Origin of the sequence: Paenibacillus sp. FSL H8-0548, assembly GCF_038630985.1 — a bacterium.
Lineage (GTDB): Bacteria > Bacillota > Bacilli > Paenibacillales > Paenibacillaceae > Pristimantibacillus.
Genome location: NZ_CP152049.1, coordinates 498256 through 521381 on the forward strand (window position 1 = coordinate 498256; position 23126 = coordinate 521381).

The following is a 23126-nucleotide window of genomic DNA, read 5'->3' on the forward strand; positions in this document are numbered from 1 at the left end:
TTAGCTCACATCCTTTCGGATGAAATGGAGGAAGCCAAAGAGGCTAATGATGCAGAAGGCTGCAAAGCCTGCGCCTACGAACAGCTCCTGCTGCGGTCCAATATAGCCGAACATCGGCCAGTTGAGCGGGAGCCATTTGGACAATGGACCGGATATCAAGCCTGTAAACACAGAGCCAATAGCGATCAGCACGCCAAGCGTAATGGGAATGGCTTGGTTTTTAAGAGCCGTGCATAGCCATAGAAACAGCGCCAATGCTGGCAGAGAAGCGGCGAATGGCAGGAAGCTAAGCTGCAAAATCGCTGTTATCGGCATCGTCTCGAGCGGGAAGCGTAGGGATAGCCCAAGCACAGCGATTAAGGTCGCAAGCACTGTACAGGATAGGGTAAGCAAAAGGATGCTCAGCACAAGCTTGGAGCAAAATACGGTGCCTTTCGAGATCGGCAGCGCCAGCAGCAGCTTCCAGGCGTTCGTACTATGCTCAATATGGGCAATCAGCGAAGCGACAAGGGTAATGCCGAGAAAAAGCGAGATCGGGACGAATATTTGAATGTCTGCGAGCAGTGTTTCCCACAGTCTCCCCGCATATCTTTGTGTTAAATAGTCATAACGAAGGCCGAAATTGAGCGCCTGCATGGCAATCAAGCCGATCGGTCCAAGGAAGATGAGAAACCACAGCCCCTTGCCGCGTATTTTCAGGAAGTCAGACGACAGCGCCTTGAGCATCATGGCTGCACTCCCTCCCCGACAATTTGGAGAAAGAGCTCCTCTAGCGACTTTCGTTTTTCCTCGACACGATAAATGGCATGATCACGTTCAACGAGATTTTTCACAATGCGTGCGACTGCGTGATCGTCTGTTTGCTCCAGCAGTAAAGCAGCCCCTTTTTGCATAGCTGTAACGCCATTCTGCCGCATCATGGCCAGCGCAGCCTCTGGATTAGATACAACAAGTGACATGCTGCCCTGTGCCTGCTGATGCAAATTGTGTATCGTATCTTGAAAAACGAGCTCACCCTGCCGAATGATCCCGACCGTTCCAGCCGTCAGCTCAACCTCGCTAAGCAAATGACTCGATATAAGCACAGTTATGCCATGCTGCTTGGGCATTTCTTTAATTAACTCGCGAATTTCCAATATGCCTGAAGGGTCCAGTCCATTAGTTGGCTCGTCGAGCAGCAGCAGCTCTGGATTGCCAAGCAAAGCGCTAGCGATGCCCAATCGCTGCTTCATGCCTAGAGAGAAGCCTTTGACGGGGCGGCGCGCTTCCTTGGCCAGTCCAACAATGTCCAGCACCTCAGCAATTCTGGCAGCAGGCGCTCCAATAATTTTGCGGATTGCCTCAAGATTATCAATCGCGCTCAAATGTCCGTAATACGAGGGGTATTCGACAAGAGAGCCGATGCGGCTCAGGATCGAGATTCTTTCTTTGCTAAGCGGCTGACCGAAAATATGGACAGATCCGCTCGATGGCTTGATTAATCCAAGCAGCATGCGGATCGTCGTTGTTTTACCCGCGCCGTTTGGCCCAAGGAAACCATAAATATCACCTTTTGCGATTTTTAAATTAAGATTGGACACCGCATAACGTCCCTTATAACGCTTGCTTAGTGCCTTTGTTTCGATTATCCAATCATTCACGTTAATCACCTCATTACCTACATTAACGGATGCAGGTTAAAGGAGAGGCTGCCCAAGTTTAAATTTTGTTTAAAAAAAGAGCAGGCCTGTTGATTATCCAGTAACTTTTAGATCTAATAAATAGATCTATTCACCCACGTTCCCGCCAAAGGGGAGGGGCCCATATCTCCTTATCTCAATACTTGGATAATCAATTGGCCTGACAATGAATATTAGATGGAATTTCTCCCGCTAAAATAACGTTATTCGCTTCGCAGTATGAAATAGATGGAATTTGTCCCGTTAATTCTACTGTTTCTCCTGGATTTCGGCTGATTCCTTGGAATTAGATGGAGAAATCCCATCTAGATGCCAAAACAAGCTAAAATTCCTTAAATTTAGATGGAGAAATTCCATCTATATCAGTTGAACCAAGGTGAAACGGCTGTCGCCGTCCTTTGACGGCGCCAGCGCGTTTCATTACGAGAACTATAGAGAAAGTATGGCGAAATGATATACTGTCCTATATTTTTGAAAAATGCAGTGTAAGCGAAGCGAGAAGATCGTTCTGGAGAAACGAAGTGTTCGCCTTTGCAGCCATATTCTTACCTTTAAATGTCTTAGGAAATCAAAGAATCTGGCTGCAACCGCGATCGTAAGAATGATCTACTCGCGAAGCGACCCTTCAGAATGATCTTCTCGCGCAGCTCCTTACAAAAAAATATAAATACTTGTGCCGGCTTCGCTGCTGTCCATGCGCCAGTCGAGCTTCATCTCCTTGAGAAGATAATCGACGATGGCAAGTCCAATGCCATAGCCACTGCTGGAAGAATGATCGGAAAGCCCCGTGCCATGATCACGAATTATGATGGCTGCTCGCTGCTGCTGTGTCTCCACCGTTATCCCAATGAAGCTGCCGTCTGCTGCATGTCGGGTCACATTTTGAAACAAATTATCCAGTACCCGGCGGAATCCCGCTTTATCAACCTCTCGCAGCATCGGACCGCTAGGAAGCTCAATCTCGGCAGCAATACCTTCCTGCTCCCAGAGCGGATACCAGGCTGCGGCGCTTTCGCGCACCAAGCGAAGTAAATCTACCTGCTCAAGTTTGAGCGGATAACGACCACTGGTCATTAGCGTGTAGGAGAGCAGGTTTTCAATCAGACTGTCGATACTGGAAATTTTTTGTTCTAATTGCACGATAGAAGCTTGCCCGCTTGCGCTGAGGGCCTCCTTCTTCATAGAGTAAAGATGGCTGTTCATAACAGTTAACGGCGTACGCAAATCATGAGATAGGTTGGCGATGAGCCGCTTGCGAAGCGCTTCCTCTGCCCGCTCTCGCTCATTGCTGTCCCGCAGCTGCACGACCATGTCGTTGAAGGCCAGCTCCAGCTGTCCGATTTCATCTTGCTTCTTCAATATAATGGGCACTGGCAACCCGTTGTCTCCATGCAGTGTCATCGCCGTCTGCAAACCAAGCAGCCGCTTGCGGATGCTGCGGAAGAAAAGCAGGGATACCAGGAAGAAGAAGGCCAGCATCAGAAATAAGAATGCAATATAGAAAGGCGTCCCTGAGCCAATCGGCTGCTCTAGCTGGATAATAGAGCGCGGCAGCTGCATGACCATGAAGGCTGGACCGGCATGATCAGCTCCAAGAAAGGAGACGATTGTGAAGGGATCACTGCCAGTGCTATCCTTCATAAACTGAATGGCGGCTGCGGCATTCCAATGCTCTGGCAGCTGTTCCTGCTGCGGGAGCTGCAGCCTAGATGAGCCAGCTGCATCAACCCAGAAGAAGGAGGCCTCTGGATAGCTCTCCTTCAGCTCTTGCAGCTTGCTGTCGATGAGAGCGCCATCCGTGTTGTTCAGCTGTTTGGCTTGTTCATGCCACATCGCCGTAATCTCGTTGCTGCTTCCATACTTTAAATAGTTGGAATCATTGTGAGGTGCATTTTCTTGGATGATAATATACAGAATGGAAGCCAGCGGGAATATAATCGGGATAAATAAAAAGGCAAATAGGATGATCAACAGGTAGCGGGACAATAAGGTTTGGCGAAATCTCAAACCTTTAGAGCGCTGCTTGAGGCTTTTCATGCGCGTACCCGATAGCCGATGCCGCGTACGGTCTCGATAATTTCCGGTGCTGCGGGGTTTTTCTCGATTTTCTCCCGTAGATATCGGATATGTACCATGAGCGTTTTATCTCCCTCGATGAAGGCTTCTCCCCAGACTCCCTCATAAATTTGTTCTTTCGTCAAAATTTGCCCCAAGTGGCGCAGCAGATAGCTGAAAATATGAAACTGCTTGCCCGTAAGTGGAATTTCTTCTCCCGTCTCTCGGTTTTCGATGCGGTTTTGCTGCTCATGTACAAGCAAGTGCTTAATGGCTAACGGCTCAGCATTTCGCGAACCTGTACGGCGGAGCAGCACCTCGATACGAGCAGTTAATTCATCGGGATGAAAGGGTTTCGTAAGGTAATCGTCTGCGAACTGCAAGCCTTGCAGCTTATCATCGATCGATGTACGGGCAGAAAGCATAAGAATCGGAATATCCGGTGCAGCCTTCTTAAGCCGCTGTCCGATTGTAAAGCCGTCAAGCCCTGGCAGCATAACGTCCAAAATAACGAGTCTGCAGCCAGCTGCAGACAGGACCGCTCCTTCGCCGCTTTTTTGCCAATGAACCTCGTATCCTTGCTCTTGCAAATGCTGACAAACAAAGCTTCCGATTTCATGATCATCTTCAATATATAACAGTGGTGCATTCATGTTTGAATGATTCCTTTCTTCAATACAATGTATTGGCGAGGATTTCTAATATGGTTCGATTATAAGCTAGAGCTATGAGGATAGCCAAGCGAGGCATAAATTCCTTCTATTCCTACATGCTTAATGAATTGACGATATGAGCTATGCGTTATAGAATGAATAACATATCTATAAACATTATGCGCGCAATAGAGAGAAAGAAGGTTGAAATGGATGGGAGTATCAGTACAACAGCTGTCGCCGCTCGTGGAGTCGCTTGGTTTGAAGCAGCATATAGAGGGCGGATGGTACAAGGAGATATGGAAGGCTGGCTTTGAAATACCGCAGGAGGTGCTGGGCGCTCCCTATTCAGGACGACGCTTTGCGGCATCCTCTATCTATTTTTTGCTGCACCCGGATGAGTTTTCCGATTGGCACACCGTTTATTCGGACGAGCTTTGGCTATGGCATTCCGGCAGTCCACTCGTTCTCACTTTAGGAGGAACGGAAGCAGCACCAGAGACAAGAAAAGAAATTATTGTCGGACCGGACGTACTTGCGGGCCATCAGCCGCAGGCGCTCGTCCCGGCTAATGAATGGCAGATGTCACGTGTGCTGGGCGATGAGCCTGTACTCGTTTCTTGTGTCGTAGCACCAGGTTTTCATTACGATGATTTTAAACTGATAAAGCGTTAATTATACATGATGCAGAAAGAGCCATCCAAGGAGGGATTATCCCTCATCGGATGGCTCTTCTATATTATGATGCCTGCCTAATGCCAGTAGTACGCTAAGCTGCTCTTGGGCTCAGTATAATAAATTCAATGAATCTAGATGGAATTTCTCCAGCTAAAATAACATTATTCGCTTGGCCCTAGGAAATAGATGGAATTTCTCCTGTTAATTTCACTGTTTCTCCTGAATTTCGGCTGATTCCTTAGAATTAGAGGGAGAAAATCCATCTAGATTCCAAAAAAGGCTAAAATTTCTTAAAATAGATGGAGAAAATCCATCTATATAAGTTGAACTAAAGTTTTAGAAAAGTGTGGTAAGGAAATCGCGACCTGCATGTCGAGTAAGAAAGAAAATAACTCGAACAGGCAGGGACGAAGTTGGGTTAGTTCGTTTAGGTAATAGCGCGATAGGACGAGGCTACGCTGTAGTTTGTACAACGTAATCGACGTTACTTGCCTGACTCGATACGTACACTGTAGTTTGTGCAATAGATTGCCTAGTATAGGGCGGTATTCGTTGGTTTGGAGCTCATTCTCCTGCAAAAATACATTGTAGCCATCTAAAACAGCTCTCATGTGAGGTTTCTAGTGTACAAAGTGCAGTCTAGGCTGCTTCACCTTAGAATCATAGTATATTTGGCAACAGGAAAGAGATCGTAGTCCAGCGGGATTACGATCTCTTGGTTAGCTAAGAGGTAATATAGCGGTTTTTTCCTTCATGCTTCGCTTGGTACAGCGCTCGGTCAGCTACAGTAAACAGCTCATCCTGAGATAGAGGGGAATCGGGCTCCCACGTTGCTGAGCCTAGGCTGATCGTTACAAAGGGGATGTCGGTTTTTTCTGCGTGAGGGATCTCTAATTGTGCGACTGCTTCAAGAAGCCGTCTTGCAATGGTAGTGGCGCGCTCCTTGCTCGTCTGCGGCAAAATAATGCCGAATTCCTCTCCGCCGTAACGGGTAACGATATCAAGCGGTCGTTTTAGGGTATTGCGCATAGCTGCGGCGATCTGTCTTAGACATTCGTCGCCTTTTTGATGTCCGAAAGTATCGTTATAGGCTTTGAAGTTATCGATATCGCCGATCATCAGCGTAACGGGCATATGGTGGCGATGAGCATCCTCCCACTCATTGTTCCATATTTCATCGAAGGAGCGGCGATTGGCAATGGTCGTTAGTTCATCCACATGGGAAAGCGCATGCATCATTTGATATTGCTCAAGCATTTTGAGTTCAATTTCTTTGCGTGGAGTAATATCTCTAGATACGGATACGATAGTTTGGGTACGATCGCCGTCGTGGAGGACGACGCGAGTGGTGGATTCGAACCAGCGATAGACGCCATCCTTGCGTTTTATACGGTACGTAATCGTATTCTCATCGACATGGTTATAGATCTGATTTTGGTTATCGAGCACACGCTGCTTATCATCGGGATGGTAGAAAAGAACAGGTGATTTCCCAATGAGCTCATGATCCCGATAGCCAAGCAGCGCATAGCAAGCAGGAGAGACGTAGGTATATAGACCGTCAAAATTATGCTTGGAGATCATATCGCTGGAGTTCTCAGCAAGCAAGCGAAAGCTCTTCTCGCTCTCAAGCAGCTTGTCGGCCGTACGCTTCCTCTCCGTAATTTGGCGAAAATGAATAGATAATCCGAATTCGGAAGGGTAGACATTCGCTTCAAACCAATGATTCAGCTGCGGAATAAACTGCTCGTAAAGCCGCTGCTCATGATTCTCCATAGCAATCTTATACTCACGCTGGCTGATGGTGCCCTTAAGCCAAGGGAACACCTCCCAAATATTCTGACCCAGCAGTTCAGCTTCGCTTCGCTGGAAGAGCTTTTGCGCAGCATGATTGGTATAGATAAACCGGTACTGGTTGTCGATGGAGAAGAAGGCGTCCAGTATGCTTTCAAGAATGTTGGAAATATGTTTTGTTAACTGCTTAACTTCAGATAGCGCTGTTGTTTTTTCAGATATATCCATCATCTGTGCAATAAAATATCGCGGGTTGCCGATATCATCGTATACGAGTGATACACTCAGCATCGTAGTTACCGGATCACCGGATTTCTTGAGATAGTTTTTGTGCAGTTGGAAATTGTCTATTTCGCCTTTAAGCAGACGTTCCATAAGAAGCTTGTCCTTGCCTATATCGTTCGGATGGGTAATCTGCGAGCAGGTTTTGGTGTAAAGCTCATCTTCCTCATAACCTAGCATGGCTAAAGCAGCCGGGTTAACGACTATGATCGTACCATCTAAATCAATTAAAGACATGCCGATAGGCGCAAAATGGAAAGCGTTGCTGAAAAAATCGGCTTCACGGGTCGTTTTTGGAATCAAGGTCAATCGTCGCACCTTTCCGGCTGTCCGCAAGTCAATGACTTACGGACAGCTACTGTTGCTAGAATAGGCATTATACGGTGAATGCACCAACGGATGCTTTCACCAGTGCTATAAATTTTGGTCTTGCTTGCTCAGCAACGCGGACGACCTGCTCATGCGTAAGCGGCTCCAGCTCGTCGCCAATTGCCATGTCGGTAATACAGGTGATGCCGACTACGCGAATACCGGTATAGTTGGCGGCGATAACCTCAGGAGCAGTTGACATGCCGACGGCATCAGCGCCCCAGCGCGCCATCATGGATAGCTCGGCAGGCGTACAATAGGCTGGACCCGAGATGCTGACATACACGCCTTGCTGCAGCTTGATGTCAAGCTCCTGCGCTTTTGCCGCTACGACTGCACGAAGCTCGCGGTTGTAAGCTTGCGACATATCGGGAAAACGTGGACCAAGCTCTGGCAGGTTCGCTCCCATAAGCGGATTGCTGCCGGTATTGTTGATATGGTCGGTAATCAGCATGAGATCGCCTGCAGCGAACGAGCGGTTCATGCCGCCTGCAGCATTCGTAACTAGCAGTGTTTGGATACCCATCTGCTTCATAACATAAACGGGGAATACGACCTCTTTCATCGAGTAGCCCTCATAGTAGTGGAAGCGGCCCTTCATGACGAGTACAGCTTTGCCTTCAAGCTGTCCGATGACCAGCTCACCCGAATGGCCTTCTACAGTGGATACAGGGAAATGCGGAATATGGCCGTAAGGGATTACGATTGCGTCCTTCACCTCGTCGGCCATAACGCCTAGACCGGAGCCTAGAATAAGCCCGATTTGCGGCTGCTCTTGCAGCAGATTGCGAATGTAGGCCGCAGCTTCATTTATCTTTTCAAGCATATTATCCATAGTCGTTGAACCTCCTAAGGTTTGTGAAAATATAGAGAAAGTATATCCTTTCTCTATATTTTCTCTATATTTCTCCGGAATGAAACGCGCCACCGCCATAAGGACGGCGACAGCCGTTTCACCTTGGCTCTAGTGTAAGTTCATTCCTAAACCAAAGCTGAACGCCATTGGCATCATAATCATAGCGTATCGAATACGTAAAAGTAAACCAACGGCGCTCTTGCAAACCGAACATTGTTGTTTGGGACAAAGCTTCGTATAATAAGCATAGTTTGTGTATCTTGTTGCCCAAAATGGTTAGGCTAGAACGAGGACTGCGGAATCGTTTTTCTTATTAAGAATAGAGTATGAAATGATATGGAGGAAGAAATGATGAGCAGCGGAACTGATTATACGCCAGCGCAAATAGCAGCGATGATTGACCATACGATCCTAAAGGCTGATGCGACGAGAGAAGAGATTTTGCAGGTTTGCCGCGAGGCGAAGCAATATCAATTTGCAACGGTTTGTGTAAACGCAGGCTGGGTAGCGGCAGCGGCGGCGGAGCTTAACGGCTCAGGGGTAGGCATTACAACGGTAGTTGGCTTCCCTCTTGGAGCAACAACAACAGCCTCAAAGGCGGCTGAGGCTAAGTTTGCCATTGAAGACGGCGCGACAGAGGTGGATATGGTTCTGAACATTGGGTTGTTGAAATCGGGTGATCTTGCTGGCGTTCAGCGTGACGTTGAGGGCGTGGCAGAGGCAGTGAAAGGCCGCGCGGTGCTGAAGGTTATTCTGGAAACCGGACTTCTAACCGATGAGGAGAAAGTAACCGCATGTGAAATCTGCAAAAAAGCAGGAGCTGATTTCGTGAAGACGTCCACAGGCTTCGGAAAGGGCGGAGCTACGGCTGAGGATATTGCGTTGATGCGCCGTACGGTAGGTCCAAGTCTCGGCGTTAAGGCATCGGGCGGAGTTCGTGACCGAGAGACTGCGCTGCAAATGTTCTCGGCGGGTGCTACTCGTATTGGCGCTAGCTCAGGCATCGCTATCGTTACAGGCGGAAAGGGCGAAGGCTACTAAGTGGGCAGCTTGCAATAAGCAAAATAAAGGAGGAAAGCGTCCAGCGGCGCTTTCCTCCTTTATTTGTTTTAGCGGTAGTCTATTAACGCTCGCAGCTAATCGTCATATTAGCCCGCAGCTCTTCGCCGGCATTCAGCATGACGAGCTCCTCTTGACGCCCCAGCTCTTCAGTCATCGCCATCCAAGGCTCGACGCATACGAATGGACGATCCTTCACCGACCACAGCACCATATATTTAAAAATGTCATCGTATGTGAGACGGACAAGGGCGCCCTGGCGTACAGGGAACGAAATTTCACTTTTCTTCACATCAAGCAAGCAGACGGATTCGACAAGCCCTTCCAGATCAATCACGCCATTGAAGGGCTTCTCCATATTATCGTTATAGTCGAGGTAACGTGTTGCTTCGATTTCGTAGGCGATTTTTTTGTCGGAATCAATTGCAAAATAAGGGTGGAACCCTGCGTAGAAAGGCATGGCAGCAGCTTCACTTAAATTGCGGTATTGCTGACGAGTATGTAATTGTCCGTCTTGCAGTACGTAAGTGAATATAAGCTCGAAGGCAAAAGGATAGACGCGTAGTGTATCCTCATTGCTCTGAAGCCGAATGGTAATCGAAGCTTCACCTTCACTAGAGGTAGCAACTACCTCCCATACAGCCGTACGAGCGACACCATGATTCGCCATATTATAGCGATGGCCATTCCATTCGTAAGACTGGTTCTCCAGCTGGCCGCAGATTGGGAACAGAATGGGGTTGCCGCCGCGAATATTAGCTGTTGGGCTCTCAAAGGTTTCTTTGTCCAAATAAAAAAGCTCCAGCCCATGCAGTTGACAGCCGATAACGATACCGCCTCGCTCTGGACATACAAGCACACGAGAGTTGGTGTTTGCATCGCTTAATTCATATAAAGTATAAGTATCCTCGTAGCTTCTTACTTCATAATTGCTCACATAATTCCCTCCAAATCTTAAATGCCATTCATTTTTCAAACGAAAGGGACAGCTTCTCATAGGGCTGCTAGAGCTCCTACAAGGCACTGCCCCGTTAGCGAAAAAATTATTATTCTGCTGGTGCTTCAGGTGCTTCTGTAGCTTCAGGAGTCAAGTTGTTCGTGATTTTCGCTTTAGCGCGAATCTCACTCATCCAAGCCTCAGACAGCTCATTCGCTTCTGTAGCCACTAGCTGCTTCTTAATTTCATCCTTCTTCTCTTCAAAAGTCGGATTGACTGCAGCTTTTTCAGCTGTTTTCTTAATAATATGGTAGCCGTAATCGGATTGAACAGCGCCGCTGATTTCATCGATTTTAAGTGCAAAGGCTGCCTCTTCAAATGCAGGGACCATATCGCCTTTACCGAAGAAGCCTAGGTCGCCGCCATTATCCTTCGAGCCTGTATCCGTCGATTTTTCTGTGGCAATTGTTGCAAAGTCGCCGCCTTGTTTAAGCTCAGCCAGAATGGCATCTGCCTCTTCTTTAGTAGCTACCAAAATATGCGAAGCTTGAATTTGCTCAGGTGTACTCATTGCAGCCGCGTTAGCGTCGTAATATGCTTGAACCTCTTCGTCCGTAACATCTGTTTTTGGTTCCAAAATTTTACGGATGGTTAAGTTAATTTTAGTATCCTTCTTCAAGCTGTCAACCGTCATATTATAATTGGCTAGAGCGGAATTGAATGCCTCTTCCGATCCGAAGCTTTCAATAATGAGATCGATTTCTGAGTTAACCTCTTCGTCCGCAACGGCAATGCTCGCCGCTTCCGCTTCTTGGAGGATAAGCTCTTGCGTGATCAGATTCTCAAGCGTTGCTGCACCGCCAGCATCGACCAATGCATCATATAGCTTATCTTTGCTTATTTTGACACCGTTGACAGATGCCACGGTTTCATTGCTAGCTCCAAATGGCGGTTTGATTAATACAATGATTAGCAAAACGACTAAAATAGTGGAAATAGCAATCCATGCTTTGCCACCCCCGCCTCCCTTAGGCGATTGCTCAAGACGGTCATCGCCCGATGCTGTCGGCTGGAAGCCTTCGTTTGAAGCCTCGTTCGACTCCGCTTGAAGCTCCTTTTCGATACTTGCATCCTGCTCTGAACGCTTGTCCTGTTGATTGTTATCCATTCCATGAACTCCCTTCAAATTACCTATCTTTCAATACTATAACAAAACATGCTCAAAAAAACCTTAATCTAAACTTAAAATATTACATCCTGCGTCGGTTTTCAGATTTCGTCTCTTTTCTGCTGAAGTAAAGCTTATAAACCACAATAACTTCATTGTTTATACGAAACGCTAGGGATGATATAGTAATACTAAACAAAATTCCAACATTATCCTACATATTTCTTATTCTTTTAATTATACCGCCTACGAAACTAAGCAGAGGGTTTCGTCCTACGCTGACGGTATGGTTCTCAAACACAACTATAAGCCCATTGTAGGAGGAAGCAGCTTGCGCAAAAATCTAGGTGTATTTACTCTTTTATTCCTATCCATGTTGTTACCGCTTGCAGCTTATTACCTGCTTCAAGGCACTGCACTCGATAAGAGTATCTATGCACCGCAGGAGCACTTTTATATTGTTAGTCTCGTTTCTGTGCTCTCTCTAGCTCTTGCTATTGGTGTTGGCTTTGTTGCCATTAAGCTTCGTAATATTAAAATTAGTTTTTTATCCTTATCTTATGTATCGCTGACAACCATGTTTGCACTTCACGGCTTGTCGACCTCGGGGTTTCTCATGAATCATACCGGAATTTCGAGCAGTGCAGCCCAGCTCAGCGTTATGTTGGCTGCCTTTTGGCTATGGCTATCTTCTTTATCAGGCGATCAACCGCTTATCAAACGGTTCGCAGCACGGCAGCGACTGCTGCTTCCCGTCTGGACGGTGCTGATGCTTGCATTTTGCATATTGCTTTGGTTTAATCCGAATTTAACGCATTATTTTCATTTAAAAGAGCTCTCTATAAAATGGATGGTCAGCGTGATCGTATTTCTATTGAACAGCTGGACGGTCTATCGATATATGAAAATTTATTTGTCTTCGCGCTTTCCATTGCAGCTAGCTGTCGTCTACAGCTCAGGCTGGATGATCGTCGCTCAGATCATTATGGTAAGCGGAAGCACCTGGCATGTGAGCTGGTGGCTGTACCACTTCCTGCTGCTTGCCTCCGTCATTGTTATGGTTTTGGGCATCGTGTCTCAATATGTCAACTCCAAATCGATTACGGCTTCCATGAAGCTGATGTTTCGGTCCAATCCTCAGGATTGGATTAATACCTATACGTCTAATAGCGTCCGAGAGCTGGTCATGACAACAGAAGCGCGTGATTCCTATACCGCTGGTCATAATTACAGGGTTGCCTTATATGCGCTGAAGCTTGGCGAGGAAATGTCCCTCGGCTCAGACCATTTGCGAGCGATCGCACAGGGGGGGCTTGTTCATGATATTGGCAAGCTTCGTATTCCAGATACGATACTGAATAAGCCTGGCAAGCTTACTCAAGAGGAGCGAGGCATTATTGAACTGCATCCGGTATCGGGCTATGATCTTTGCAAACGGCTGGGCTTTATGCCGGAGGAGCTGTCGGTGATACGCTCGCATCATGAGAAATGGGATGGCAGCGGATACCCCGATAGGCTGAAAGGCGATCAAATACCGCTGCTTGCGCGCGTGACCGCTGTTGCCGATGTGTATGATGCCTTAACCTCCTCGCGTTCTTATCGGAAGGCGATGTCGCATGAAGCGGCAATGGGCATTATAGTCGAAGAAAGTGGTCGACATTTCGATCCGTATTGTATAAGGGCATGGGTACGGCTCGTTCGAGAACAGCCAGGCTTCTTCGAGGAGACGGTACGCAGCAGTCCTCACTGGAAGCTTGAGAAGAGGCAGTCCAAATAGCGGAGGGGGGAAAACTTTTTGAAAAAAATGTCATTGCGTACAAAAGGCTTAGTACTCATCGTTCTTTTTTCATTGGTTCCTCTATTGCTTGCCGGGGTGGGCAACTTTTCTGTCATGAAGGATGCGATGATTCAATCTGAAATTGAGAAAACAAACAGCCAGCAGTATAACCGTGCAACCAATCTTGCTTCATGGATGGCGATTCGCAAGGCAGAGGTTTTTGTGATCAGCCGTACAGAGGTTGTGCGATTTGGTACAGATGCGGAGCGTCTGCGGTATTTTGGACGTGAGCTCGTACGAGGCGGTTTTATTTATCATGCAATCGGATATATAGATGAGAAGGGGCTCGGGCTGCGTACCGATGGGGCGCGTGTCAATATGAGATTGGAGCCGTTCTTTCAAGAGGCGATTAATGGGAATGTAGTGATTACGGACCCGTATACGCCCTCATTCTCCGATACTAGGCAATCGCTTATTATCGTACCTGTTTACGGAGAATCGAATGAATTAAAAGGTTTAGTGTATGCTTCTATTGCATTCTCGGCGCTGAAGCCGTTTATAGCATTTGGAACGGAGCAATCAACGGCTCTAATGTTTAATGATCAGGGTAATCTTATTTATTACTCTAAGGCTGAGCAGCTGCCGGGCGCAGGCTTAATGGATGAGGAATGGGGCTTGTCTCCGATTGCTGACAAGCTGCTGGAATCAGAGCAAGGTGCAGCGAGCATAACTATCGAAGGCAAGCGTTATTCTGTTTTTCAAATGAAGATTAAAGAAACGCCATGGCGTTTTGCATTGCAAGTGCCAATGTCAGAGCTGCAGAATGAAGTTAAGCCGATTTTTTGGCGTATTTTCACGTCGATTGCTTTCTCTGAATTAATTATTGTCATCTTTTTCTATCTTTACTTTGAAAGGATCGTTAAACGTCTGGAAGGCATACTTGGCGTAACCGAGCAAGCCGCTGCCGGCCGGTTCATGGCAGAGCATCTTGAAGTCGAGCCGCATGATGAGATTGGCCAGCTGGGCCATTCGGTCAATGGAATGATGGAGCATTTGCAGGAAATGTTCGATCGGCTTGAGGCAATTATCAATCAAAATCAATATGCTTTTATCGTTCTGGATGATCAATATAAAGTTACTTATATGAATAAAACAGCAGAGGGGATGCTGGGCTACAAATCCGAAGAGCTGGCTGGTATTGCCACCCCGCTCATGTTCATTGATCTGGATGAGATTCACTTGGAAGCAGAGAAGCTTTCGACCCAGCTAGGTAGAGAAGTTAAGCCCGGGCTTGAAGTATTCAAAGAGCTTAGAGCCTTAAACTTTTCCTATGAGCGTGAATGGACGTTTATTCATAAGGATGGGACTCGTATTCCTACACTGCACAGCACGACAGGGCTGCGCGATCGAAATGGGCGCTTCTCTGGTGTGGTTGGCATGGCTCTTGATATCTCTGATCGCAAGCAAATAGAGAAAACGCGTAATCGCCTGCTCGATATTGTGGAGTCAGGTAAGGATCTGATCGCTTCAGTAAGTGCGGAGGGCAAGGTTGTTTATATCAATCGTGCAGGCAGAGAGATGCTGAATTTGCCGGATGAAATAGAAAACGAGCTTTTCGTTAAGGAATATTTCAGTCAAAGAATGTTTTCTAAGCTTAAGAAGGGAGCGGAGCTGGCGCAGCAATTTGGTTTCTGGGAGAGTGGTGCCCAGCTGCTGAAAAGCAATGGGGAAGTGGTCTATGTGTCTCTGGTGGTCGTCGCGCATCAGTATGAAGATACTGGAGAGCTTTATTTCTCCTGCATCGCACGTGATATATCAGAGCAGAAACGTATTCAAGAGGAGCTTGTACGTGCGAAGCAAGAAGCCGAGGAAGCTAATCAGGCGAAGAGCAGCTTCCTAGCGCTTATGAGTCATGAGATCAGAACTCCGCTAAACGGAATTATTGGCTTGACGCAATTAATGCGCAAAACAGGGCTCTCTGCATCACAGAAGGACTATATGGATAAGATGACCACATCCTCGGAGACGCTGCTTCGTCTAATCAATGATATTTTGGATTTCTCTAAAATAGAAGCAGGCAAGATTGAAATTGAGCACTTGCCGTTCCAGCCCGACGAGCTGTTGCACCGAATAAGCGATCAATTAAGTATATTTATGGGTGGAAAGGAGCAGTTTGAATTTATTATTGCAACTCCTGAGAACCTGCCGCAGACGATCATCGGGGATGCTTTGCGGCTGGAGCAAATTCTTCTCAATTTATGTATGAATGCGATTAAGTTTACAAATAGAGGGCGAGTCAAGCTGGAGCTGGATTTTGTAGAGGAGACCGCTAGTCAAATTAGTCTGCGCTTTACAATTCTGGATACGGGTATTGGCATGACGGTGGAACAGGTAGATAAGCTCTTTAAACCATTTACACAGGCGGATGGATCGACGACGCGCAAATTTGGTGGAACCGGCCTTGGCCTTGTCATCTCCAAGTCTTTGGTTGAGCTGCTTGGAGGCAAGCTTGCGGTATCCAGCGTTTCGTTAGTGGGCAGTCAGTTTTTCTTTACGCTGCCGTTCAGCGTTATTCACAAATATCCTAAGCAGGCCTGGAGAGTTCGGGAGGATCTGAGGGAGCAGCCGGTGTGGATCGTTGAGGACGACGATGAGATGCGCGGGCATTGGAGCGACACGATAGAAACATACGGCTTAACAGCGATCCCATTCCATTCTTGGAGAATGGCCCGGGATCGTCTCCGCCGAATAGGGGAAGGCGCATTGCCGAAGCTAATTATACTGGATATGGAAATGCCGGATATGTACGGAGCGGAGACCTGGCTCGAATTCCATCGCGATGCGGAAGCGGTCGGTGTTAAGACGATTGCGATGACGACCTCCTATGGCCGAGATGAAATGATGCAGCTCTCAACAGAGCAAAGGCCGGTCACGCTGTTAATTAAGCCTATTATGCGTACGGGCATGCTTCGCGCAATTGAAAGTGTTTTGGAGCAGAAGGACCCCTATTCGTATGAAGCGGAGAATTTAGAGCCTGCTGCTGCAATTACGAAGAATGAATCCGCTACGCGTATTTTGTTAGCTGAGGACAATAAGATCAATCAGCTAGTCGCGATCGAGCTGCTGAAGGAGCAGGGCTACGAGGTCGGATTAGCTGAGAATGGCGAGGAAGCGCTCCAGAAAATTTCAGAGGAGCATTGGGATTTGATTTTAATGGATATTCATATGCCAGTTATGGATGGCCCGGAAGCCGTTCGGTTAATTCGCAGTCAATCAAAGTACGATAATATTCCTATTATTGCAGTGACTGCAAATGTGCTTCGCAATGACCATGAGCGTTATTTGCGGCAGGGGATGAATGATGTAGTGACCAAGCCCGTTTCCTCGGAGCGGCTTCATGCCGTTATTGCTTATTGGTTGAAGCAAAGCTCTTCATTTCAAGTGAACTCAGCCGTGCGGCATGATAGTTCGGAAGAGGGAATCAGAACCGAAGCTGCGGAGCCAGCACCCAAGACCCTCATGCCATCCATTGCAGGCATGGACGTGGAGAGCGCCATTTCTAGAGTCAATGGGAAGCTGCCGATCCTGCAGCATATGATGGAGCAATTTGTGCTTGATTATGATTCCTTCGCAGATCAGCTAAGGATGATGGTTAAGCAAGCTGAGCTAACTATTATTAAACGTATGGCTCATACCTTAAAGGGTGCGGCCGGTTATTTATCTGCTTATGAGCTGTTAGAGGCGGTATGCGAGATGGAACGAGTGATTAAGCAGCCTGACGTTAATATGGAGGAGCTGCAAGAGGCAATTACGCAGGTAGAAGCATCCTTGACACTGCTTTTGGATGGATTGCGTCAGGCTAAAACTGTATTTGATCAAAATTCCTAACAATTTTCTAACAAATTGTTGTCCCTTTAATGTTGGTAATGTATAGTAGAGATACAATGAATATTCGACAGAAATCTTCAATCCTCAAAAAGGGTGACGACAATGTATAAAGTTTTAGTTATTGAAGATGACGTCATGATGAGTGATATGCTGTCAATGTATTTAACAGAAGAAGGCTATTCTGTCATGCAAGCCTATAGAGCAGATGAAGGGCTGCGGCTCGCGCTCGAATTTGCTCCGAATTTGGTGCTGCTTGATTTGATTTTGCCTGATCTGGATGGCATGGAGGTTTGTGCTCTCCTTCGAAAGCGCTCTAACGTACCTATTATGATACTATCTATGAAAAGTGAAGTATCTGAACGGGTCCAAGCGTTGAAGGCTGGAGCAGATGATTATATGTGCAAGCCCTTCAGTATGCATGAAATGACAGCTCGAGTAGAAGCGTTGATTCGTCGGTCCAATACGATGCAGACAGACTCGGTCCAGCAAATTGCGGCTGCAGTTGAAGGTCTTGAAGACAGTGATCCTATCCAGCTTGATTTCGAGAGACGATTGCTGCTAGTGCGAGGGGTACTAGTAGAAACTACTTTTTCGGAGTATGAGCTAATGAAGCTATTCCTAGCTTATCCCGGTAAAGTGTTTAGTAGAGAAGAGCTTATTAATACGATTCGAGGCTTTGATTCTTTCGTGACTGACCGTGCTATCGATGTGCATATCGTCAATCTACGAAAGAAAATCGAGCAAAACCCTAAGGAACCAAAGCTAATTCGTACGGTTTGGGGTTTTGGCTATAAGTATACGGCTGAGCATTCAAGTGTTAGGCATAGCTAGCTTTCTTGTCCTGTTGTATGCCTTGGAACCAGTTCGCGGAAGCGGAATGGTTCTTTTTTTTATGCAAAAAACAAAAAACGGTGTGGGATTAATGTTAGGCTGTTAGAATTTCTAACAGTCTTCTAAACGTAGTTCCCTAAGTTTTCTAATGATTGTATGACAAAATTGGGATATATAAGGAAAGGGACGGTGTTTCAACCATATGGATGCTCTGACAGGTTTGCCAGACCGCCAGAAAGCCTTTGCTCAGCTTGAATTAACGGTGAATATTGCACGTGCGGCAGGAAAGCGGATGGTTGTAGCTCTTGTTGACTTAGATCGGTTTTACCTGGTGAACGAGACTAGGGGAACGGATTTTGGCAATGAGGTGCTTTGTATCATTAGCAAGCGATTATCGGCAGCAAGATGGGCCTCTACGACGATTAGCAGAGTGGGGGGCAATCGTTTTTTAATTGCCGCGCCTTTAGAGGCGGATGAGTGTACAGACATGCAGACTGTGGAAGCGATCAAAAATGCTGTTGAGCGTCCCATTGAAGCTGGTGGAACCGAGCTCTACTTAACCTCCAGTATCGGAGCGACATTGTTTCCTCAGGATGGCCGGACAAGCGAGCAGTTAATATACCGGGCAGAAACAGCTTTATATCAATCCAAGGAGCAGGGCGGAAATCGCGCTCGGTTTTATAATACGGAGGATACAATAAGGCTTAATCGGCGCATTGCAATCGAGGAGGCGCTGAGACCTGCATTGTACCTACGGCAGTTTCGTCTAAGCTATCAGCCCATCTATCGTCTGGCCGATGGCAAGCTAAGAGGCTTTGAAACGTTAATCCGATGGGATCATCCCGAGCTTGGCCAAATCTCACCCTCGGAGTTTTTACTGTTAGCCGAGCAGAACGGACTAATCTTGCCAATAGGAGAATGGGTGATTAGAGAAGCATGCAAAATGCTGGCAGGCCTAGGCAAGCACGGCTTAGACAGCGTAATTATGTCGATTAATATATCCCCCCAGCAGCTGCTCGATCCTACATTTTCGCAAATTCTACAAAATATGTTGAGCGAGTACAATATTTCTCCTTCCTCCTTAGAGCTTGAAATCACGGAAAAAACAATGCTCTATTCATCAGATGTTGCTATGGTTAATCTAAGCTGGCTGAGAGCGGCAGGCGTACGTATTGCACTTGATCATTTCGGAGTTGGTTATTCTTCTCTTGCAAACCTTAAGCAATTGCCTATTCAATGCCTGAAGATCGACCGATCGTTTATTAAGAAGATTGAACTGCAAGGAGCAGAGCAAATTATTGTAGAAGGCATGATCAAGCTAGCCCAGAAGCTTGGGCTGGAGGTTATTGCAGAGGGAGTCGAATATGCGGAGCAATATGAGCTGCTGTGCGAATGGGGCTGTAATTATGTGCAGGGATTTCTCCTGGGCAAGCCGCAGGAGCCTGATGTGCTTGATCTCTCGTTGATTCGTCGTTCAGAGCCTACTGCGGCAAGGTATGAAAAATAAAAGACCTGACGGAGCACATGAGAGGTGCCACCGTCAGGTCTTTTTTTTATAGTTATCTAGATTGTTTAGCATACTTCAAGGTACAGCTTGGTGCCGTCGTTATATTGAAAAATAGCGACATCACGCACCATTTCAACAGATTTAATTCTTCTCCATTTTTTGCGGAAATCAAAATCCAGTTCCAACTCGTACAATTTATGATTAAGCAATTCTAAGGATGCTGATTGTTCGTTAGGGTAGTACACAGGCACTGAGCGACTTTTGAAGGTAACGATTTTCATCATTTCCTATTACACCTCCGATCGATTTCCTCCATTCTATCGTAAACCTTTTAGCTCCTTATGAAACAGTCATGAGAATTATGTTTATTTTACTTACAATTGTCTAACATTTCGACATTTTTCGCAAGTGCCTAAATGAATGGGCTGTTGGATTGGACCGAATAAACGATCGCAATGCTTGTGAGATGAAGCGGATAAAAGCTGCGCCATATCACCCTTGGAATCTTTACTTTGTCTGCGCTGCGCATGAAATCAGGCAAATATACGATAAGAAAAGTAGCAAATAAGCTGAAGGCTTGAATGAACCAGCCCTTTACAAAGAAACTTACCACATTTAAGAAGAAGTGAAACAACGTATACTGCTGTACCTGAGCATAGCGATAAATAAGGACGAGTATAATGACATAAGCGCCATAGCTGAATGGAACCGTCTCCAAAAATCCAGCAAAGGCAGCGGCGAGCAGCACTTGCAGGAGAGGCTTGCCGCTCCATTTATCAAGAAGGCGCAGAAGCAGCAGGCAGGCGAGTAGAGAGCCTACCGTATTGACTTCCAGCCTGTGGAAGGCGATTTGATAAGGCAGCTGTGAGAGTAGGGCAATCACAGTCATTCTTCCAAGATATCGATTCATATTACTCGTGCGGGAATAGCCAAGCACGATGCAGTAAGCATAGAATGGCAAAGCCAAACGCCCGATTATTCTCCAAGTCATATTTTCTGGAAACCAAACAAGTCCGATATGATCGATTAGCATAGTGAGCATGGCTAAAAATTGAATCAAAATCACCTACATTCTCTCGATGTTTATATGGTGTAGTATAAGTGATTTTAGGGATAAGGAACAGGAAGACCTCCAAGCCGCTTTGCGCGTGTTAGGAGGTCTTCGTCAATGTCTATGTGCTAAAGGCCAGCGTTCTTCTGAAGCCGACGGGCAATTTGCATAAAATCCTCTTGGGAGATGCCAGGCGCAAATTCCTCCGGCAGCTCGCTTAAATCGGGCATTGGCGCTCCATGCGGAGCCCCCTGAATGACCTCGAGCGGAGCGCCAGTGAGCGGGTTCTGACCGTTCCAAATGAGAACAATATCCTTGAAGTCGTTCTGACTGAAGGTATAGAGCTTATTGCCAAGCCCCATCGCTTCATATTTCCGTGCGGCCTCAAAGCTATTGTTGCTGAGATTAGGAATAGGGATCAGCTTCTTGACATCAACACCTGTCGCAATCTCCAGCGCTTTCGCGTAGGCGAGCACATGAACGCCGCCCCGAACGAGTAAATATCCGATCATTGCACGCGCAGTAGGGTGGTCCGTCATTTCATAAACACGCATCTTATGCGTTCGTGCTCCACATTCCAAGAAAAAGTTATGAAGCAGGTCGAGCACTAGGTTGCCGCTGCTGAATACATTGTCACCCGTCCACGCGCGCCCCATAGAATCGCCAGGCAGAGAGGTTTGAGCGGTTTGGATAAAGAAATAACTATTTCGTTTATTGACTCCTTCCCTTAGCGGAGTGGAGTCTGGATCGCCAGCGCTTGTGGTTCCGGTAAGCACCATATTAATAGCTGTCGAAACAAGCTCTACGTGGCCAAACTCCTCAGCAGTTATACTCGATACGAGATCGTAGAAGGGCTTCAGCTTTTTCTTTTCACGAAAATTAAAAGATTGGTACATGTAGTTGTTCAAGGTCGACATTTCGCCAAACTTTCCTCCAAGCAACTCTTGCACCGCTGCCGCTGCATTGGCATCCGCATAAGGGGAAGGCGGGAGCTCTACCTGAAGGCGGTTTATTCGTTCAATCACGAGCTTGCTCACCTCTTCTCATCAACAATTCAATTTCTTCATATGTATGACAGCTCTCGCAGTCATAGACCGTTGATGTCAAAAAGGGCCAAGCTCTGTCGAATGAACTTAAGCGAAGGGATTAGAGCCTAGAGCAATGAAATGACCAGCAGCTCATAAAGGATGAGCGGGAGTACGGTGTTATACGAATTCATGAAGGCGCGAGGATCGCGCAGCGTACATTCCAGATATAAGACACAGTGATCGATGTGCATAATTCTTCCTTCATAGACATGACCATCGACCATTTGGACACAAACATACTTATGAATATGTCCACCGCACATATTCATTACGCGGTCACGGACCTCCATGACCATAGCGGTATGCTGCGGCTCGGCCTGATAGAGAAGCGGAGCCGCTTTTGGCATGCCCATCGGCCCTGCATTCGCCATGCCCACCGGGCCAGCATTCGGCATGCCCATCGGGCCAGCATTCGCCATGCCCATTGGACCTACGTTGGGCGTGCCCATCGGTCCAGCGTTGGCCATGCCCATTGGACCTACGTTCGGCGTGCCCATCGGTCCAGCATTCGCCATGCTCATTGGACCTACGTTCGGCGTGCCCATCGGCCCAGCATTCGCCATGCCCGTCGGTCCGGCGTTCGACATGCTGCCCAGATTGCTCGTATTCGGCATATTGCTCATCCCGGCTGCATTCGGCGCATTGCCCATGTTTCCGATGTTACCCGTGTTCATCATATTTTCAGCCAAGTCAAAGACCTCCATTCATATGGTATCTCATATAGGTATGCAGGAGAGATGCGGCTCATACAAAAAAAGAAAAGGACAACAATTATCGTTGAACTTATGCACTCGTCCATGCGTAACTCTTAAATTTGCATAGAATATAGTAAGTTCGAGAGAGAGGGGGAATAGAAATGTCCGCAAAAAAAACGTTTAAGGTCAGCAATGTTAAATCTACTAGCCGTGCTCGTATAACTTCTAATTGCAGCTGCAAAGAACATCATAAAAGCTGTGGCTGCGGCCGCAGAGTAGATCCTGCTGTCGAAGCTATGCAAGTGGCAGGAAAAGATTTAAGTGATACTTTCAAGCAATTAAAAGATGAGCACACAGCAGCTAAATTAGTTAAAGCGATTCGTTGTCGTGATGCTAAAGCCGTACAAGATCTGCTTGATTGCAAATGCCGTGTCGTGTGCTTCTTCTGCACGCATGACAAAGATTGTGTCAGAATTTGCTGCGCTTTCGGTAGATCTAGTGATGTTACAGTTTCGTTTGACATTTGTGTAAAAAGAGCACAGGATCAATGTCACCGCAAATCTTGGTTCTAATCGTAATAAGAAGAGCTGTCCCAGCTAACTCTGGGGCAGTTTTTTTGTTGTATAGGAAACTATGGATTCTCCGAACCTGTTAATAACGATGCTGCTCCAGCAGCCGGAGAGGGGATAACGAAAGCTAACGGAAACCAGAGACGCTAAAGTGCCATTTTTGGTTAGCATCACATTTTAACGGAAGTGG

Annotated in this window: 19 protein-coding genes; 7 read left to right on the forward strand and 12 right to left on the reverse strand. The window is 46.9% G+C overall.

The window, feature by feature from the left end:
- The 4 genes from MHI37_RS02260 to MHI37_RS02275 all read right to left on the reverse strand — a co-directional run bounded on the left by MHI37_RS02260 (position 1) and on the right by MHI37_RS02275 (position 4387).
- A complete protein-coding gene (locus tag MHI37_RS02260; protein WP_076337050.1) occupies positions 1 to 729 on the reverse strand; it encodes an ABC transporter permease in 729 nt (242 codons plus the stop codon).
- On the reverse strand, positions 726 to 1640 hold the full coding sequence (locus MHI37_RS02265) for an ATP-binding cassette domain-containing protein (protein WP_076337051.1): 915 nt from the start codon (positions 1638 to 1640) through the stop codon (positions 726 to 728). The genes MHI37_RS02260 and MHI37_RS02265 overlap by 4 nt, the downstream gene beginning before the upstream one ends.
- Positions 1641 to 2330: 690 nt before the next feature.
- Complete coding sequence (locus MHI37_RS02270; RefSeq protein WP_256710525.1) at positions 2331 to 3686, reverse strand: HAMP domain-containing sensor histidine kinase; 1356 nt, start codon at positions 3684 to 3686, stop codon at positions 2331 to 2333.
- Positions 3687 to 3712: 26 nt separating this feature from the next.
- Positions 3713 to 4387 (reverse strand): response regulator transcription factor, encoded by a 675-nt coding sequence (locus MHI37_RS02275; RefSeq protein WP_076337053.1) that lies wholly within the window; start codon positions 4385 to 4387, stop codon positions 3713 to 3715.
- A 213-nt stretch (positions 4388 to 4600) separates the two neighbouring features.
- On the opposite strand from MHI37_RS02275, the gene MHI37_RS02280 reads away from it, so the two are divergent.
- Entirely contained in the window at positions 4601 to 5062 is a 462-nt protein-coding gene (locus MHI37_RS02280) for a cupin domain-containing protein (protein WP_076337054.1), read from the forward strand.
- A 726-nt stretch (positions 5063 to 5788) separates the two neighbouring features.
- Here the strand turns inward: MHI37_RS02280 and MHI37_RS02285 are convergent.
- Positions 5789 to 7450, reverse strand: a complete 1662-nt coding sequence (locus MHI37_RS02285; RefSeq protein WP_144023684.1) for a GGDEF domain-containing protein — start codon at positions 7448 to 7450, stop codon at positions 5789 to 5791.
- Positions 7451 to 7517: 67 nt separating this feature from the next.
- Positions 7518 to 8345: a purine-nucleoside phosphorylase gene (locus MHI37_RS02290; protein WP_076337056.1), complete on the reverse strand. Its 828-nt coding sequence runs from the start codon at positions 8343 to 8345 to the stop codon at positions 7518 to 7520.
- 372 nt (positions 8346 to 8717) lie between these two features.
- Here MHI37_RS02290 and deoC point away from each other — a divergent pair, with 372 nt between their 5' ends.
- Positions 8718 to 9407 (forward strand): deoxyribose-phosphate aldolase, encoded by a 690-nt coding sequence (gene deoC, locus MHI37_RS02295; protein ID WP_076337057.1) that lies wholly within the window; start codon positions 8718 to 8720, stop codon positions 9405 to 9407.
- A gap of 82 nt (positions 9408 to 9489) precedes the next feature.
- Here the strand turns inward: deoC and MHI37_RS02300 are convergent, their stop codons facing one another.
- Positions 9490 to 10362: an aldose epimerase gene (locus MHI37_RS02300; RefSeq protein WP_076337090.1), complete on the reverse strand. Its 873-nt coding sequence runs from the start codon at positions 10360 to 10362 to the stop codon at positions 9490 to 9492.
- Positions 10363 to 10471: 109 nt separating this feature from the next.
- Positions 10472 to 11530 (reverse strand): peptidylprolyl isomerase, encoded by a 1059-nt coding sequence (locus tag MHI37_RS02305; RefSeq protein WP_076337058.1) that lies wholly within the window; start codon positions 11528 to 11530, stop codon positions 10472 to 10474.
- A 331-nt stretch (positions 11531 to 11861) separates the two neighbouring features.
- Between MHI37_RS02305 and MHI37_RS02310 the strand changes: the two genes are divergently transcribed.
- The 4 genes from MHI37_RS02310 to MHI37_RS02325 all read left to right on the forward strand — a co-directional run bounded on the left by MHI37_RS02310 (position 11862) and on the right by MHI37_RS02325 (position 19533).
- Positions 11862 to 13307: an HD domain-containing phosphohydrolase gene (locus tag MHI37_RS02310; protein ID WP_256710526.1), complete on the forward strand. Its 1446-nt coding sequence runs from the start codon at positions 11862 to 11864 to the stop codon at positions 13305 to 13307.
- A 27-nt stretch (positions 13308 to 13334) separates the two neighbouring features.
- A complete protein-coding gene (locus MHI37_RS02315) occupies positions 13335 to 17195 on the forward strand; it encodes a response regulator (RefSeq protein WP_256710533.1) in 3861 nt (1286 codons plus the stop codon).
- Positions 17196 to 17297: 102 nt separating this feature from the next.
- Positions 17298 to 18026 (forward strand): response regulator transcription factor, encoded by a 729-nt coding sequence (locus MHI37_RS02320; protein ID WP_076337060.1) that lies wholly within the window; start codon positions 17298 to 17300, stop codon positions 18024 to 18026.
- Positions 18027 to 18228: 202 nt separating this feature from the next.
- The gene (locus tag MHI37_RS02325) at positions 18229 to 19533 is read left to right on the forward strand and encodes a bifunctional diguanylate cyclase/phosphodiesterase (RefSeq protein WP_076337061.1); all 1305 of its coding nucleotides are present in this window, start codon (positions 18229 to 18231) and stop codon (positions 19531 to 19533) included.
- 65 nt (positions 19534 to 19598) lie between these two features.
- Here MHI37_RS02325 and MHI37_RS02330 read toward each other — a convergent pair whose 3' ends face one another.
- The 4 genes from MHI37_RS02330 to MHI37_RS02345 form a co-directional block, all read right to left on the reverse strand.
- Positions 19599 to 19817: a hypothetical protein gene (locus MHI37_RS02330; RefSeq protein ID WP_076337062.1), complete on the reverse strand. Its 219-nt coding sequence runs from the start codon at positions 19815 to 19817 to the stop codon at positions 19599 to 19601.
- Between the two features lie 128 nt (positions 19818 to 19945).
- The gene (locus tag MHI37_RS02335; RefSeq protein ID WP_256710527.1) at positions 19946 to 20593 is read right to left on the reverse strand and encodes a TraX family protein; all 648 of its coding nucleotides are present in this window, start codon (positions 20591 to 20593) and stop codon (positions 19946 to 19948) included.
- Between the two features lie 119 nt (positions 20594 to 20712).
- On the reverse strand, positions 20713 to 21609 hold the full coding sequence (locus MHI37_RS02340) for a manganese catalase family protein (RefSeq protein WP_076337063.1): 897 nt from the start codon (positions 21607 to 21609) through the stop codon (positions 20713 to 20715).
- A gap of 128 nt (positions 21610 to 21737) precedes the next feature.
- On the reverse strand, positions 21738 to 22376 hold the full coding sequence (locus MHI37_RS02345) for a hypothetical protein (protein WP_144023685.1): 639 nt from the start codon (positions 22374 to 22376) through the stop codon (positions 21738 to 21740).
- Positions 22377 to 22528: 152 nt separating this feature from the next.
- Here MHI37_RS02345 and MHI37_RS02350 point away from each other — a divergent pair, with 152 nt between their 5' ends.
- Entirely contained in the window at positions 22529 to 22939 is a 411-nt protein-coding gene (locus MHI37_RS02350) for a hypothetical protein (protein WP_076337064.1), read from the forward strand.
- Positions 22940 to 23126 lie beyond the last annotated feature (187 nt).

Excerpts from the sequence above, each read along its gene's own strand:
- MHI37_RS02315 (WP_256710533.1), top strand. The coding sequence starts at position 13,335 with ATGTCATTGCGTACAAAAGGCTTAGTACTCATCGTTCTTTTTTCATTG.
- MHI37_RS02345 (WP_144023685.1), bottom strand. The coding sequence starts at position 22,376 with ATGGAGGTCTTTGACTTGGCTGAAAATATGATGAACACGGGTAACATC.
- MHI37_RS02290 (WP_076337056.1), bottom strand. The coding sequence starts at position 8,345 with ATGGATAATATGCTTGAAAAGATAAATGAAGCTGCGGCCTACATTCGC.
- MHI37_RS02305 (WP_076337058.1), bottom strand. The coding sequence starts at position 11,530 with ATGGATAACAATCAACAGGACAAGCGTTCAGAGCAGGATGCAAGTATC.
- MHI37_RS02280 (WP_076337054.1), top strand. The coding sequence starts at position 4,601 with ATGGGAGTATCAGTACAACAGCTGTCGCCGCTCGTGGAGTCGCTTGGT.
- MHI37_RS02260 (WP_076337050.1), bottom strand. The coding sequence starts at position 729 with ATGATGCTCAAGGCGCTGTCGTCTGACTTCCTGAAAATACGCGGCAAG.
- MHI37_RS02320 (WP_076337060.1), top strand. The coding sequence starts at position 17,298 with ATGTATAAAGTTTTAGTTATTGAAGATGACGTCATGATGAGTGATATG.
- deoC (WP_076337057.1), top strand. The coding sequence starts at position 8,718 with ATGAGCAGCGGAACTGATTATACGCCAGCGCAAATAGCAGCGATGATT.
- MHI37_RS02330 (WP_076337062.1), bottom strand. The coding sequence starts at position 19,817 with ATGATGAAAATCGTTACCTTCAAAAGTCGCTCAGTGCCTGTGTACTAC.
- MHI37_RS02350 (WP_076337064.1), top strand. The coding sequence starts at position 22,529 with ATGTCCGCAAAAAAAACGTTTAAGGTCAGCAATGTTAAATCTACTAGC.
- MHI37_RS02325 (WP_076337061.1), top strand. The coding sequence starts at position 18,229 with ATGGATGCTCTGACAGGTTTGCCAGACCGCCAGAAAGCCTTTGCTCAG.
- MHI37_RS02275 (WP_076337053.1), bottom strand. The coding sequence starts at position 4,387 with ATGAATGCACCACTGTTATATATTGAAGATGATCATGAAATCGGAAGC.